This is a genomic window from Chitinophaga skermanii (genome assembly GCF_003259335.1).
Classification (GTDB): domain Bacteria; phylum Bacteroidota; class Bacteroidia; order Chitinophagales; family Chitinophagaceae; genus Chitinophaga; species Chitinophaga skermanii.
Window position 1 is genome coordinate 516,283 of the sequence record NZ_QLLL01000003.1, and the last position, 14,158, is coordinate 530,440.

The 14,158-nt window shown below is 43.4% G+C and carries 15 protein-coding genes; 7 read left to right on the forward strand and 8 right to left on the reverse strand.

Annotation, left to right across the window (positions count from 1 at the left end; genetic code table 11):
• Positions 1 to 33 precede the first annotated feature (33 nt).
• Entirely contained in the window at positions 34 to 558 is a 525-nt protein-coding gene (locus LX64_RS09895) for a CAP domain-containing protein (RefSeq protein WP_111597475.1), read from the forward strand.
• Positions 559 to 642: 84 nt separating this feature from the next.
• On the opposite strand, the gene LX64_RS09900 is transcribed toward LX64_RS09895, so the two are convergent.
• On the reverse strand, positions 643 to 1,590 hold the full coding sequence (locus tag LX64_RS09900; protein WP_111597476.1) for a helix-turn-helix transcriptional regulator: 948 nt from the start codon (positions 1,588 to 1,590) through the stop codon (positions 643 to 645).
• 118 nt (positions 1,591 to 1,708) lie between these two features.
• Between LX64_RS09900 and LX64_RS09905 the strand changes: the two genes are divergently transcribed.
• The 5 genes from LX64_RS09905 to LX64_RS09925 are packed head-to-tail and all read left to right on the forward strand — an operon-like array spanning position 1,709 to position 4,950.
• Positions 1,709 to 2,398, forward strand: coding sequence for an HAD family hydrolase (locus LX64_RS09905; protein ID WP_111597623.1), 690 nt, complete (start codon positions 1,709 to 1,711; stop codon positions 2,396 to 2,398).
• A complete protein-coding gene (locus LX64_RS09910; protein WP_111597477.1) occupies positions 2,398 to 3,024 on the forward strand; it encodes a chloramphenicol acetyltransferase in 627 nt (208 codons plus the stop codon). The genes LX64_RS09905 and LX64_RS09910 overlap by 1 nt, the downstream gene beginning before the upstream one ends.
• A 26-nt stretch (positions 3,025 to 3,050) precedes the next feature.
• The gene (locus LX64_RS09915) at positions 3,051 to 3,815 is read left to right on the forward strand and encodes an ABC transporter ATP-binding protein (protein WP_111597478.1); all 765 of its coding nucleotides are present in this window, start codon (positions 3,051 to 3,053) and stop codon (positions 3,813 to 3,815) included.
• A 12-nt stretch (positions 3,816 to 3,827) separates the two neighbouring features.
• Entirely contained in the window at positions 3,828 to 4,379 is a 552-nt protein-coding gene (locus LX64_RS09920; protein WP_111597479.1) for a YfiT family bacillithiol transferase, read from the forward strand.
• Positions 4,380 to 4,389: 10 nt separating this feature from the next.
• A complete protein-coding gene (locus tag LX64_RS09925; RefSeq protein ID WP_111597480.1) occupies positions 4,390 to 4,950 on the forward strand; it encodes an NUDIX hydrolase in 561 nt (186 codons plus the stop codon).
• Here the strand turns inward: LX64_RS09925 and LX64_RS09930 are convergent, their stop codons facing one another.
• The 4 genes from LX64_RS09930 to LX64_RS09945 form a co-directional block, all read right to left on the reverse strand.
• Complete coding sequence (locus LX64_RS09930) at positions 4,951 to 6,246, reverse strand: bifunctional folylpolyglutamate synthase/dihydrofolate synthase (protein WP_245952609.1); 1,296 nt, start codon at positions 6,244 to 6,246, stop codon at positions 4,951 to 4,953.
• Between the two features lie 18 nt (positions 6,247 to 6,264).
• Positions 6,265 to 7,746 (reverse strand): DUF5723 family protein, encoded by a 1,482-nt coding sequence (locus LX64_RS09935; protein ID WP_111597481.1) that lies wholly within the window; start codon positions 7,744 to 7,746, stop codon positions 6,265 to 6,267.
• A 79-nt stretch (positions 7,747 to 7,825) separates the two neighbouring features.
• A complete protein-coding gene (locus LX64_RS09940) occupies positions 7,826 to 8,716 on the reverse strand; it encodes an energy transducer TonB family protein (RefSeq protein ID WP_111597482.1) in 891 nt (296 codons plus the stop codon).
• A gap of 84 nt (positions 8,717 to 8,800) precedes the next feature.
• Positions 8,801 to 9,574, reverse strand: coding sequence for a sulfite exporter TauE/SafE family protein (locus tag LX64_RS09945; RefSeq protein ID WP_111597483.1), 774 nt, complete (start codon positions 9,572 to 9,574; stop codon positions 8,801 to 8,803).
• Positions 9,575 to 9,703: 129 nt separating this feature from the next.
• Here LX64_RS09945 and LX64_RS09950 point away from each other — a divergent pair, with 129 nt between their 5' ends.
• Positions 9,704 to 10,960, forward strand: coding sequence for an MDR family MFS transporter (locus LX64_RS09950; RefSeq protein WP_111597484.1), 1,257 nt, complete (start codon positions 9,704 to 9,706; stop codon positions 10,958 to 10,960).
• 59 nt (positions 10,961 to 11,019) lie between these two features.
• On the opposite strand, the gene LX64_RS09955 is transcribed toward LX64_RS09950, so the two are convergent.
• The 3 genes from LX64_RS09955 to LX64_RS09965 all read right to left on the reverse strand — a co-directional run bounded on the left by LX64_RS09955 (position 11,020) and on the right by LX64_RS09965 (position 14,102).
• Positions 11,020 to 12,309: a radical SAM protein gene (locus tag LX64_RS09955; RefSeq protein ID WP_245952610.1), complete on the reverse strand. Its 1,290-nt coding sequence runs from the start codon at positions 12,307 to 12,309 to the stop codon at positions 11,020 to 11,022.
• An 86-nt stretch (positions 12,310 to 12,395) separates the two neighbouring features.
• Positions 12,396 to 12,986 (reverse strand): hypothetical protein, encoded by a 591-nt coding sequence (locus LX64_RS09960; RefSeq protein ID WP_111597485.1) that lies wholly within the window; start codon positions 12,984 to 12,986, stop codon positions 12,396 to 12,398.
• A gap of 72 nt (positions 12,987 to 13,058) precedes the next feature.
• Positions 13,059 to 14,102, reverse strand: coding sequence for an agmatinase family protein (locus LX64_RS09965; protein ID WP_111597486.1), 1,044 nt, complete (start codon positions 14,100 to 14,102; stop codon positions 13,059 to 13,061).
• Positions 14,103 to 14,158: the final 56 nt, after the last annotated feature.

Genomic DNA, 14,158 nt, shown 5'->3' on the forward strand with positions numbered 1-14,158 from the left:
GCAATTTTATTTTAACCAAAACGTTTACAGTTTATGACAACTGTTCTAAGAAAAACATTTTTATGCCTCTTGGTGAGTGCTGCAGTTGTAACGGAAGCGAGTGCTTGTTCTTCAAGCAAACCTGTTGCAAAAACTTCAAAAAGCACCACTACATCCGCACCTAAGAAAAAAATATCGAGGGGAGAATTTGAAGAAGAGATTTTGGCTTACACGAACAAATTCCGCCAGTCTAAAGGAAAGCCACCTTTAAAATTGGTGGACGTTATTAGCGACGAAGCCCGTGATCATAGCAAAGACATGGCCAATGGTCGTACCGGTTTTGGGCATGAAGGCTTTGAATCACGCATTGACCATGTAACCAAGAAAATGGGACGCGTGGCCGGTGCTGCTGAAAACGTAGCCTACGGTAATTTGGATGCACAGGGTGTAGTGAATGGTTGGATTAATAGCCCGGGGCACCGTAAGAATATGCTGGGCGATTATACCATGATAGGTATTGGCGTGGCAGAAGGTAAAAACAACATCACTTTTTTTACACAGGTGTTTATCAAACAGTAATCGCCTTGTAATTACACGCATAAACAAATTGGGATGTCATCAATATCCCAGCAAGTCGTTCCTACCTCGTAGGGGCGACTTTTTTTATTGCATTTTCTTAGGCGTGTAGCCGAACAATTTCTTATAAGCATGAATAAAATGGGAAGCTTGGCTATAACCTAGAATGTCGGCGACTTCGTTTACGTTGCGTTCTCCACTTTGTAATAATACGTTGGCCCATTGCATGCGTAAGTGCTGTTGGTAGGCGAATAGGCTCATACCAGTAGCCGCTTTTAGGCCCTTTACAATGACTTGTGCAGGAAGGCGGAATTGTTGGGATAGCGTGGGTGCATCGTAAATATTGGGGCACATTTCCTGTAAGTACGCGCATACGTCTTGAATACCGTGTTGTTGTTTGGAAGTTAGGGCATTTTGTGTATCGAACAAGCCATGGATAAGGAACTCGGTTAGTTTTACATCGAGGTATACTTCGCGGATGGCACCTTCAAAAGGGCAATCGTCGATCGCTTGGATGCTTTGCAGCATAGCGGGTGTTAGGCGGCGGTTTTCGCCGATGAAGGAGAAGGTTTGCGCTTGTAGGATTTTATCGATAATAGCGTCTGCCTGTTGATGTTGAAGTGTTTGGAGTTTCTCTATGGTTTTAGCGGGGGAAAGTGATATTGTGAAATAGTGGTAATCGTTTTGTTTGGGAAAACGGTATTGCGAGATGGGGGAATGGCAGTTATACAGGTTGTATTGCATGGGTTGCATATCGGCATTATCGATCGTGGGGCCGATGGTTGCCCAGGAAGAACCTGCCAATTGGAAATGTAAACTGGTATGCGTTTCATCGTAGAAGTCGACTACCCGGGTTTCTTCATCGAAGCTGCCTCTGAAGTGGATCATATCGAAGCCTGGTCCGCGGTGATGCACGGTTTTTGCTTTGATAAGATGATCTAAATTGGCAGGAACATTTAGCGGCATGGGGGTTTGCAAGGCATTTACTTGCCTTGCTAACAAATATTTAAAATCGTCACCGCTGAGTGTCTTCATGTGAAATTCGATACTTTTATATTAGATCGCGATACTTTACACGAAATTAATCAAATAGTTTTGCATCTCCATTGAGCCCATGGCAAAGGAACAATGGCGAATAAAAAATACGAGATACATGACTAAAGACATTAAAGTGATTGCCTTCGATGCCGACGACACATTGTGGGATAACGAGATTTATTTCCGTGAGGCAGAACAAGCATTCAAAGACCTTATCCAACCTTATACAAGCGCCACGAATATTGTTGACACCTTGTTTAATACCGAATTACAAAACCTGCCGATTTATGGTTACGGCATCAAAGGTTTTACATTGAGCATGGTTGAAACCGCTGTGAAACTAACCCAAGGCGATCTTCCTCCACATATCACGCACCAAATTTTAGACATCGGTAAAAGCATGTTAAACCGCCCTGTGCAACTGATCGATGGTGTAGAATCTGTATTGGATGCCTTGCATAAAGATTACCGTTTAATGGTAGCTACTAAAGGCGATTTGCTCGATCAACAAAGGAAAGTAAAGCAATCGCAATTAATGCAATACTTTAAGCACGTAGAAGTAATGAGTGATAAGAAAGAGAATGATTATCGCCAGATTTTACAGCAACAAAATATTGCGCCGAAAGAGTTCTTAATGATTGGAAACTCTTTGAAATCGGATGTATTGCCTGTATTGAACATCGATGCACATGCAGTACACGTACCTTACGCGATAACTTGGTTGCATGAACATGCCGAAGTACCGCAACACCCCAACTTCTTAGCCGTTGAAAAAATTACAGAAATCTTAAACGTGATGCGTTAATGCAGTTGATAGATATTGAAACGTGGGAGCGGAAACCGCAATACGACTTTTTTAAAGATTATGATAATCCCTTCTTCAACATCACAGCCCAGGTGGATGTAACAGGATTATACGCCGATGCAAAAGCAAGGCAACAACCGTTTTTCTTAGCTTGCTTGTATTGGTTAACCAAAGCAGTCAACCAAGTACCGGCTTTCAAATTGCGTTTGCATAATGGAGCGGTAGTGGCCCACGAAACCATTCATTGTAGTTCTACCGTGATGAAGCCCGATGGGAACTTTACATTTGGGTATTTCCCGTTTGACCATGATGTAACGGCTTTTTGCGAGGCGGGGAAAGTGGAAATAGAGAAGCTTCGTACGCAACAGGTATTGGATGGGATGGAAGCCATGATAAACGTGATACACGTGTCGGTTATACCATGGATTAGCTTTACCAGTTTACAACATGCGCGTAAGTTCAAAACGGGCGATAGTATTCCGAAAATCACGTTAGGCAAATATACCATGGTAGGCGATCGCCGCATGATGCCGGTTTCCGTGGAAGTACACCATGCGTTGATGGATGGCTTGCATGTGGGGCAATATTTTGCGGCCTTGGAAAAAATGGGGCAAGAGGGTTTGTAAATGAATTTATGTTGTAATTTGGCACCATGGAAACGAGGAATATTATTGAAGTAAAGAACTTGGTGAAGAATTACGGCGATTTTCAAGCTGTAAAGGGCATCAGTTTCGATGTGCGAGAAGGTGAGATCTTTGGATTATTAGGACCTAATGGCGCCGGTAAATCTACTACCTTGGAGATCATTGAAACCTTGCGTGATAAAACGAGTGGGGAAGTGATCGTAGATGGATTGAACTTGGATACACAACCGGAAGCGATCAAGAAAATCATCGGGGTGCAGTTGCAAACTTCGGGCTATTATCCCAACTTGAACCTCGTAGAGTTAATAGAGCTGTTTGGCGGGTTGTATAATCAACCGGTTAATCCCAAAGAGCTATTAGCAGCCTTCAACCTCGAAGACAAAGCAAAAGCAAAATACAAAGCGTTATCCGGCGGGCAGAAACAACGTTTCAGCATTGCCACCACGCTGATCAATAAACCTAAAATCATCTTCCTCGACGAACCCACAACAGGCCTCGATCCGCAAGCGCGCCGTAACCTGTGGGACTTAATCCTGGATGTTCGTTCAAAAGGCACCACCGTTGTTATTACAACACACTACATGGATGAAGCCGAGTTCCTGTGCGATCGTTGCGCGATTGTTGATAGTGGTAAAATTATTGCGCTCGATTCCCCTAACAACCTCATCGATCAATTAGTAGACAGTGGCTTCCAAAGAGAAAAACAAGTGAAGCTAGCCAACTTGGAAGATGTGTTCATTACCCTAACCGGGAAAGCACTACGCGAATCCTAAAATTAATATTGCATGTCGAACCACGAAGACTTACGTTATCCTATCGGCCATGCCGATACTAGTATCGAATTAACCCCGCAACAGCGGCAATCATTGATTACCGATATCCGGTATTTACCTTCGTTATTGGAGCTAATGGTACAAAACCTCGACGAGGCCCAACTAAACACACCTTATAGGCCCGGTGGCTGGACGGTAGCGCAAGTGGTGCATCACGTGGCCGATAGCCATATGAACGCCTTAGTGAGGCTAAAATTGGCTTTAACGGAAGACAACCCACAGATTAAACCTTACGAGGAACAATTGTGGGCAGAATTGGAAGACGTTAAACATGTGCCGATTAATGTGTCGTTAACCTTGTTACACGCTTTGCATGTGCGCTGGGTAGCGATTTTAGAACGGTTAACAGAAGAGCAATGGCAACGTACCTTCTTCCACCCGGCATCAAAAAAAATCACCTCTATTGCACAACATTTAATTCTTTATGCTTGGCATGGTAAGCACCATTTAGCTCATATCGAGAAACTCGTAGAGCGTGAAGGGTGGCCGAAGCCAGGCTTTTAAAATATAGATTATGAGCGACCCGTTAGATTGGAAACTAGTTAAAAGTGAGTATGTTTTCACGGAACCTTGGTTAAAAGCACGGAAGGATACTTGTATAACGGCCAGCGGTAAGCAGGTCGACAATTATTACGTGATTGAATACCCCGACTGGGTGAATGCATTTGCACTAACAGCAGAGGGGAAAGTGTTGATGGTAAAACAATTTAGGCAAGGCTTAGGTAAAACCATTATCGAAGTACCTGGTGGATGTGTAGATCCAACTGATGCTACTTTAGAAGATGCTATTCGTCGTGAATTATTGGAGGAAACGGGGTATACATTTTCCCACGTAGAACCGATGGGTTCCATTTCAGCGAATGCGGGCACCACTACTAATCTCACGCATTATTTCTTTGCTACGGGCGGGGTGAAAGTATCACAACAATCGCTGGATGAGCACGAGGAATTGGATGTATTGTTGATGAGTATCGACGAGGTGAAAGCCTTGTTGCAGCAGCACGAGATTTGGCAAAGTCTGCATGCTGCATGCTTATTCTACGGCTTAATTAAAGCAGGGGAGATGCAATGGTAATTACATCACTTCTGCCACGATAAAGAAACTACCACAAACTAATAGTAAGTCATCCGGCTGTGCAGCCAGCTGTGCGGCCGCGAATGCTTCTTTCACTGTGGGATATGTATTGCCGGTAAGTCCTGCTTGTTGGGCTAATACCGCTAGTTCATCGTAAGGCAATGCCCGGGGTATTTGCGCTTGGGTAAAATAATAGGTTGCATTTTTAGGCAATAGCGATAAAGCTTTAGGAACATCTTTATCCCGTACAAACCCCGTAACAATATGTAGCTTATTATATTGCTGCATGGCCAATTGGGCCAAAATTTCTCCTACGCCTGCTTCATTATGGCCTACATCCAACACGGTTAATGGCTTTTCTGCAATCACCTCCCAGCGGCCACGTAAACCCGTTAAGCGTTTCACTTGCGACAAAGCAGTTTGTACCGTTTGTTCCGGTAAGTTCCAGCCTTGTTCCCTTAAAATGCGTACAGCAGTTAATACCCCGAGGATATTCTTTGCTTGGTATTTACCTGTTTGATCGAGTGTATAGCGGATGTTTTCGCCGCTATTGTGATGTAAGATATCGAGAGTAAGATATTGGGGCGTGTATTGTTGATTTGTTACTTGTAATAGTTGATCGGCGAAATAAATAGGGGCATGCAATTGCTGTGCTTTGCTTTTGAATACTTGGATGATGGAGACTTGGGTTTCACCAATCACTACCGGTACATGTTCCTTTATAATACCCGCTTTCTCAGCCGCGATAGCGGGCAAAGTATCGCCCAAGATGTTCATATGATCGAAGCTAATATTGGTAATCAGCGATAGCTCTGGTGTAATTACATTCGTACTATCTAACCTACCGCCCAAACCTGTTTCTATGATGGCGATATCTACCTTTTCTTGTGCGAAATATTCAAACGCCATACCTACCGTTAACTCGAAAAACGATGGTTGAATATCTTCTATAGAGGCTTTTACTTTCTCTGTAAAATCTACCACGAATTGTTGGCTACACATTTCGCCGTTCACCTTGATGCGTTCTCTAAAATCGACGAGGTGGGGGGAAGTATATAAACCCGTTTTATAGCCTGCGGCTTGGAAAATGGCCGCTAGCATATGGCTAGAAGAGCCTTTCCCATTGGTGCCCGCGATGTGAATTGTTTTGAATTGCTTTTCGGGGTTGCCTAGGAAAGCCAATAAAGCTTGTGTATTATGCAAATCGGGCTTCATGGCAGCCGCACCAATACGGCTGAACATGGGTAATTGCGCGAATAAGTATTCTAGTGTTTGTTCGTAAGTAGGTTGTTGCATGTTGCTTCCTTAAATCGACTAAATAGGGCAGCCCATTTGTTGTTTCTTCCTACGGAAGATACCATCGCCGCCGTCTTTCTTCCTAAACTTAATAGGAATTACGCGCAAAGCTACGAAAGCGTCGGCACGATTTAAATTTTTACGTGCTAAGTTCGTGAACAAACTATTGGAACCAATAACCAACGGACCCGCTCGAAGGGCAATGCCTGCATCGGCTTGGCTATACCTATTCACACTGAAAGGGAGGTAAACGCCGATGTGTTTTGCATCGTACCGGGGGGTAACGAGTAATTGGGTGATAGCACTTGATTTTCGATCGTTTTTCACGCCACTGGTGAGGGCTATATCGGCATTGGCGCTTACATAAAAGTTAGATGTTATTTTATAGTCGCCCATAAGATGTAGCGTAGTGGGTAAGCTCATCTTATATTTCTGATCAACGGGTAGTTGTTCGAAATAGGTACCTAAACGTAATAGGTATAATTTATCGCTTTCGCCCCTGCGTTGACGTAAATCGTTCACGTGTAAACTTTGTGTAGTTAGGTTTACATGTTGACTAACAATAGAAGTATTATAAGCAATCCTACCAATATCAGTAATACTAATCCCTAAGCGAAGTTTATAATCGTCGGCTTCGGGGTTAAAAGATTCGTTCCCTTCTTCTTCATAATCACCAAAACCACCATCCTCGTCACGCACATCATAAGTAAGACCAATATCTACACCTATTCCCGGGTGAGCCGAGAGTTTATAGTAATCGCCAAAACTATTATTAGCTGAATCCAATTCGTTATTATAACCAAACCTAGCTTGCCCGCTATTCACGTTAATAGTACCATTGCTATTGAAACGGAAGATAGCATCACCTGCACTGCCATAAGCAGCAGTAAGCCCGCTTAATATCTTCAACGTAGCACCCACTTTTAAGCGGGAAGCATACGTTTCTTGGAGCGTACGTGCATAGGTAAACGCAAACTCGTTCCAAGCATGGTACGAGCCGTTTGCACCGGGTTCTGATAATGTTCTATCGAGATATTTAGTATTCGGATAATTAATTGCAAATAAGTTGGCAGTTTCGGTACTTACATGCCCAATATTCCCAAAACCGCGTACCCGCCAAGTAAAAGCCACCGCTTGCTTCGTATCGATAGAATACAACACAGCAGGTAACATAATTTCCCCTGCACCCCAACCAAACTGTTTTCCACTAGCGAGTGTATCAAAGTAATAATCTCTATTTCGTACTAATTTTTCGGGCGGGTGTAGCAGGGAAGACTTTTTGAAGAAGGCATATGTATTGCCGGCACGCATATCGGCACCAATGATATTTATATCCCATTTACTATGATAACCCGCAGCCATAGCAGGGTTGAAAGGCACGGCATAGATACCGGCATAATGACTAGTAGTGTATCCTCCGAACGATTGTGCGCACGATTGCTTAACATTGGATAGTAAGCATATTAATCCAAACAGAATTCCCAGGTAGCGTGTATTCATATAAACATTCAAGCCAATAAAACGATTTTAAGATACGTTTTATTGGCTTGCACTTATTATATTTTTTATGAATTAATTGTTACTGACCGCTTTTGAAGTAGATTTTCACTGTACCGAACTGTTCAGTTGGCGCATCATCGTTCGCGGAATATTTGAGTTCTAACGCTGCTTTACGCGCTAGTTCTCTTGCGCTGGAAGAGGTGATAGTAGTACCTTTTGGAATGATACTAGCACTCGTAACTTGACCGTTTTGATTCACTTTGATTTGCACTACAACGTAGCCAGTTTCTGGTCCGTCGTAAGTTAACCTAGGAGCGCTTTTCAAGGACCTACCTGCTAAGCGGAAATCAGATTTTCCACCGCCTAAACCGCCGTTACCATCGTAGCCTTTGGCATTGGGATCGCCATCGATTTTTCCGCGATCACCCGGTTTACCTGTATTACCTTCACCGGTGGAGTTGTTGCTACCATCGGCACCATTACCTGAATTGGCAGCACTACCTGTACCGCCTTTATAGGTGGCTTTAGGTTTAGGAGCAGGCTCGGGTTTAGTTTCGGTAGGTTTATCTGCCGGTTTGGGTTTAGGTTTATTATCCTTTTTAGGTTCTATATTTTTAGGTAACTCTTTAGGAGGAGTTACTACTTTTTCTGGTTTCTTTACTTCAGGCGCCTCTTCTTCGTCTTGCGTGGCATAATCGGGTTGTTCGCCTGTTTGGGTAGCAGGGTTTGTTTCAGGTTGAGAGGCTGTGCTAGCATCGTCGGCAGCTGCCGGCGGGTTTGGGTTAAGTGGTTGTACTTCACCCATACCATCATCGCTGGTACCTAAATTCACTTCCATACCTAAATCCTGGTTGGGAATAGGAGGGGGCGTATCAATGCTCATCATAATAAATGCCATCACCAACAAAGCATGCACAACAATGGTGATGCTGAGGGCTTTGTATTTATCTTGCTTTTGTGGTCCGTTCATGCCTGAATGTTGAAAATAATGGTTGCGGTAAAGTTAAATAAAATTTTTATCGCATCTATATAAACTACAATAACGATGCCGTAGCTATCGATATTGCATAATTAAGTCGTAGGCAAAGCGAATAATTGTTCCACAAACAACAATTAAGAAGAAATAGCGAACCAGTTTATTCCCTTTCGAAATAGCCAGTTTAGCGCCTGTAAAACCACCTGCGAAATTAGCTACTGCCATGGGAACAGTCAATTTCCAGATAATGAGCCCTTTCAACCCGAAATAAGTAATAGAAGCCAAGTTCGTAAATAGGTTCACCGCTTTTGCGTGGGCGCTGGCGTGTAAGAAGTCCATCCCCAATAAGCCAATAAACACGAGAATCAGGAAGCTACCTGCGCCGGGGCCGAAAAAGCCATCGTAAAACCCAATTAAAGCGGCTAAAGCAGCGGCGTATACATAACGCAAGCGGTCGGTTTTCTCTACATGTTCGGCACTGCCGAAGTTCTTATTCAAAAAAGTGTAAATGGCGATACCAATCATTAATACCAGCATAAAAGGCCGCAAGTATTCGCGAGGCATGAGGTTTACGCTACTACTGCCTAGCATAGAAGCACCAAAGGCTACGAAGCACATAAATGCCAGCACCTTGTAGTTCATCGATACCCGTTTACTGTATTGATAAGTAGCATTCAATGTTCCCGAGAAAGCAGGAATCTTCGTGGTGCCAAGTAGCATAGGCACTGGGTACTGCGGGAAAAGAATTAAAATGGCAGGTGTTTGAATTAATCCACCACCGCCTACAATTGCATCTACAAATCCTGCGCTAAAAGAGAATAAGCACATGATTAGAATATCCGTGACTTCCATCGTAAAGTGTTAAAGCAAAAATCTATTGCCTGCAAAAGTAGCTATCCCTTTTATTTTAACATGAATTTTTGTTTTGCTACGTAAATCACAGTTTAATGGAGTACTTTTATAGCTCAGTGCGGAAGCGTTATGTTATTCAAAAAAACTGTACAACTTTATAAGAGTGCTTATGGTGGCCTCCCTCCGGCCATTTGGTGGAATTCTTTCGTGATGCTCATTAACCGTTGTGGCACCATGGTTATCCCATTCATGACACTTTACATTACCAAACACTTGCATTATACTTTGGGTGATGCCAGCTTGGTGATGGCCTGTTTTGGTGTAGGCTCTATTATGGGCGCAGCATTAGGAGGTCGTTTAACCGATAGAATTGGATTCTATCCCGTGCAAGCTTGTAGCTTGCTCATGAACGGCGTCATGTTCGCTATTTTGAGCTTTATGCAAACCATCCCGCAGATTTGTATCTGCATATTCTTTTTAAGTCTCATGGGAGATGCCTTCCGACCGGCCAACGCGGCAGCAATTGCCCATTATTCTACCCCGGAATTAAGAACGCGGTCTTATGCGCTAAATCGTTTTGCCATGAACATGGGCTGGGCAATAGGTTTATCTATCGGTGGCTTCCTAGCCGCTATTGGTTATCAATACTTGTTTTGGGTAGATGGTTTCACCTGTGTAACTTCTGCCTTGCTGATACTTATTTTCCTAAAAAACGTAAAGCGCGACGAGCAAAGGGCAGCCTGCGCAGCAGAAGTATGCGCAACGAAAGCCTCTTCGCCTTACCGTGATCATATTTACATTGCATTCATCGTGCTCGTGTATTTATTCGCCGTGTGTTTTATGCAGATGTTCAACATTACACCTTTGTTCTTTAAAGACGTGTTGAAGATGAACGAAACAGCTATTGGCTGGAACTTGGCGATTAACGGGGTGTTAATTGCCGCCACAGAAATTGTATTGATTTATAAACTGGAAAACAAGCTGCCGAGCCTCGTGTTTATCGCTATAGGTACACTGATGGTAGGCGCTTCTTATATGCTAATGACGATCTTCCCGTTTGTATGGGTAGCCACCTTGTATTGCGTGGTAATTACCTACGGTGAAATATTCGCCATGCCTTTTATGAACTCGTTTTGGATTTCCCGTAGTCAACCTCAAAACCGGGGGCAATATGCTGCATTGTATAGCATGGCTTATTCAGCGGCCCATGTATCGGCGCCTTTCTTGGGCGCTTACGTAGTATTGCATGTTGGGTTTAACGGCTGGTTTTACGTGCTAGCAGGTATTTGTGTGTTGGCGGCTTTGGGGTATTGGTGCTTACAGAAGAAGGTTATCCAAGAAAGCAAACTGCACGAAGGGGAGATGAATCCTGCCATGCGGGCATAAAATAATTGTTACAGAAACATAAAAAAACGCTTCCAACTTGGAAGCGTTTTTTATGACGATTAATAATGTGCAAAATCCATATCAAAATCCCCTTTAATCCTTTCCATCGGCGGGTTGTAATAACCGAATTTCAAGTGTGGGAACTCTTCGTGGATGAGTTCTAATAATTGTTTAACACCAAGGCAATCACCTGTTTCCGTGATTCCCATTCTTCCCATATACCAATCTGGATCGATGTTGAAGTTACGCCATTGGATCATGTCGAGGTTTGTTTCGCGGATCAATTTGCGTAAGGCTTCATATTCTTCTTCAGAATCGGTAATACCCGGGAATACGAAGTAGTTGATAGAGGCCCAACCGCCGAATTCTTTCACGACTTTGATACTTTCTACAATATCTTCGAATTTATAGTTATTCGGGCGGTAGTAAGGGGTGTAAATAGCTTCACGTGCCGAGTTTGTGCTTACGCGGATACTATTTAAGCCTGCTTCACAAAGTGCACGTACAGCGTTTGGTTTACTGCCGTTTGTGTTGATGTTAATGCTACCTTTTTGTGTGTGCTTCCTGATTTCGATGATCGATTCGCGGAGTGTTTCCCACATTAATAATGGTTCACCTTCGCAGCCTTGACCGAAGCTAACAATTGGGTAAGGAGCCGTTTCTAAGTGCGGAACAGTATATTCCACGATTTCTGCGGCAGTAGGTTTGAAAGTCAAACGATCTTGGGTAGATACGATTGACTCTTCTTCTGGTTGGAAGGAAATACATCCCACGCAGTTAGCATTACAAGCAGGAGAGGAAGGAATTGGGCATTCCCATCTTCCCATGAAGTAGTTACGTGCTGCAGGGCAGTGGTATGTTAACGCGCAATTATCGGCTAAGTGTTGCACTAAGCGGTTATGCGGGTATGCTTCTATTAAGGTTTTAACGCCTTCTTGCACTTTTTTATCGTCGAAGCCGGCGCATTCTTGGCGGATATCTCTTTCAATACGAGTGGCAGGTACGTAGAACTTACCATCGTACCAACCCACGGCTGTATAGCAGAACAGGGGTAAGGTGGGTGCATCGGGCATGGTTTCGTAGGCAGCTAAGAAGTGGCCTGTGTGTGCAGGCGGAATAAATGCCGCTACTGCCCAGCCTTTTTCGCACAAACCTAAGTCACCGGTTTCTACATCAATACCAATCCCTCTACGGCCTGGCAATTCGTACAAGTTACCTCCTTCCGGCAACTCGATCCACTCGTCTCCAGGTATTTCGAAAGCATCCCAACCACTACGTCCTGTAACGTACATGGTTTCGTCTTCGAAAATATTTCCTTTACCGTCGGAGTATAAAATGTATGGTTTCAATGTGTAATGTTTTTTGATAACGGGGCATATTGCCTAGCTATCCTACCAGTAAATTGCTTTTGCTTCCTGCTCAAAAGCGATGCTTATTATTTCGTTAACCGGCTACTACAAAAAGCATTGATTTCTTCTTGCTCTACGATACCAATTTCATCGGCAACGTCTAATTGTAATAGCTTGTTGTTTTTAAAGTCGATGGTGAATACATCGTTACGTAAAATTACGTTTTTCAGCTCGTTCCAACCAATTGTGCGTTTTGCAAAGAGGGTAGGGAGCACGATGTTCGTATTCGATAATTCTACATATGCAGGTTGGAAGATTTTATATTCTGCGTAAGCTGCATATGCTAAGGTTAAACCGGCGAATATTTGCAAAATGGCGATGGTTGGTTGCAAATGCCCTAAGAAATACAAGGCGCTACCTAGTAAAATCACTACCTGCATGATACGCATAAAGCCGTTAGCGCTTGGAATGTTCTTAAGGCGTCTTAACATGAAAGGAAACACCATGCTGGCGAGTCCCATCAATAAAAAGAAAATCACCAAAAACAAGTTAGGGTTTTCGACCCTATAAGCGCCCATTGTATTAAACATAAACAATATACCTGCCATACCGTGCATAACGGGTTGTAAACGTAAACGGGTAATGGCATTGGGATGAATAATGCGGAATTTATACATAGCAGCTATTAAATTAAAAGAAGCCGGAAGCCACTAAGTTAGCAGGCTCCCGGCTTTTTATTTGATGTAAGATTATGCGTTTGCTTTTACCATCAAGTTGCACAACTTGAAAAGTACGCGTGCACCAACATTGGCATCCCAATCGTCGTGGCCGGCACTTACTTCGTTCAAGTCGAAACCGATTAATTTACGGCCGCTTTCGATCACCTTTTTGAAGAGGTAATATACTTGTTCCGCTTCGAAACCACCAGAAACAGGCGTACCTGTATGCGGGCACAATTTCGGATCTAAACCATCGATATCGAAGCTGATGTACACTTGTTGTGGCAAGGTGTTTACGATGCTATCACAAATAGATTTCCAGCTTTCGCCTTCGAATTGGCGTTCTTTTATGTCTTTATCAAAGAAAGTCGTAACACGACCATTAGAATTGTTGATATAATCTACCTCTTCTTCGCAATAATCGCGGATACCTACTTGTACTAACTTTTTCAGTTGTGGTACTTCGTTTAAGGCGTTGAACATGATAGACGCGTGGGAGTATTTAAACCCTTCGTATGCATCGCGTAAGTCGCAGTGTGCATCAATTTGAAGGATACCGAAATCGCCTTTCTTTTCGCCGATGGCTTTGTAGAAACCAAGCGGGGTACTATGGTCGCCACCTACTAAACCAACGAGTTTACCGCTATCGAGTAATTCTTTGGTTTGGTTGTATACCCAATCATTCAGTTTTTGCGAACCGGTGTTTACATCTTCGAGGGAGCGGGAAAGGAAATCGTTTTCCGATACGTCGCCACCTTCCATGAGGAATTTAATATATAATTCGGCTTCCTTACGGAGGTAATCGCTGCGGAGCAAGATATGTTTATCAGGTTCGCGCATGAAAAAGCCTTGTTTCCAACCGTCTTTAACATCTGGGTCGTACAAATCCACTTGGAGAGAAGCTTTGAAGATATGTTCTGGGCCACGGGCGGTGCCATTGCTGTAAGACACGGTTACTTCCCATGGAACTGGTAACAAAACCAGTTTAGCTTCACTTTCACTGAATGGCAAGCCAAAAATATTATTGGATAGCAAGCCAACTGAGTTCGGATCAAATTGCGATAAATCAGCCATTATAACTTGTTCGTTTCGTATTTCCGCGCAAAGGTACTGGTAATTGCTGGAAATCT

Coding starts and splice junctions, on each gene's coding strand:
- LX64_RS09895 (WP_111597475.1), top strand. CDS start 34: ATGACAACTGTTCTAAGAAAAACATTTTTATGCCTCTTGGTGAGTGCT.
- LX64_RS09900 (WP_111597476.1), bottom strand. CDS start 1,590: ATGAAGACACTCAGCGGTGACGATTTTAAATATTTGTTAGCAAGGCAA.
- LX64_RS09905 (WP_111597623.1), top strand. CDS start 1,709: ATGACTAAAGACATTAAAGTGATTGCCTTCGATGCCGACGACACATTG.
- LX64_RS09910 (WP_111597477.1), top strand. CDS start 2,398: ATGCAGTTGATAGATATTGAAACGTGGGAGCGGAAACCGCAATACGAC.
- LX64_RS09915 (WP_111597478.1), top strand. CDS start 3,051: ATGGAAACGAGGAATATTATTGAAGTAAAGAACTTGGTGAAGAATTAC.
- LX64_RS09920 (WP_111597479.1), top strand. CDS start 3,828: ATGTCGAACCACGAAGACTTACGTTATCCTATCGGCCATGCCGATACT.
- LX64_RS09925 (WP_111597480.1), top strand. CDS start 4,390: ATGAGCGACCCGTTAGATTGGAAACTAGTTAAAAGTGAGTATGTTTTC.
- LX64_RS09930 (WP_245952609.1), bottom strand. CDS start 6,246: ATGCAACAACCTACTTACGAACAAACACTAGAATACTTATTCGCGCAA.
- LX64_RS09935 (WP_111597481.1), bottom strand. CDS start 7,746: ATGAATACACGCTACCTGGGAATTCTGTTTGGATTAATATGCTTACTA.
- LX64_RS09940 (WP_111597482.1), bottom strand. CDS start 8,716: ATGAACGGACCACAAAAGCAAGATAAATACAAAGCCCTCAGCATCACC.
- LX64_RS09945 (WP_111597483.1), bottom strand. CDS start 9,574: ATGGAAGTCACGGATATTCTAATCATGTGCTTATTCTCTTTTAGCGCA.
- LX64_RS09950 (WP_111597484.1), top strand. CDS start 9,704: ATGTTATTCAAAAAAACTGTACAACTTTATAAGAGTGCTTATGGTGGC.
- LX64_RS09960 (WP_111597485.1), bottom strand. CDS start 12,986: ATGTATAAATTCCGCATTATTCATCCCAATGCCATTACCCGTTTACGT.
- LX64_RS09965 (WP_111597486.1), bottom strand. CDS start 14,102: ATGGCTGATTTATCGCAATTTGATCCGAACTCAGTTGGCTTGCTATCC.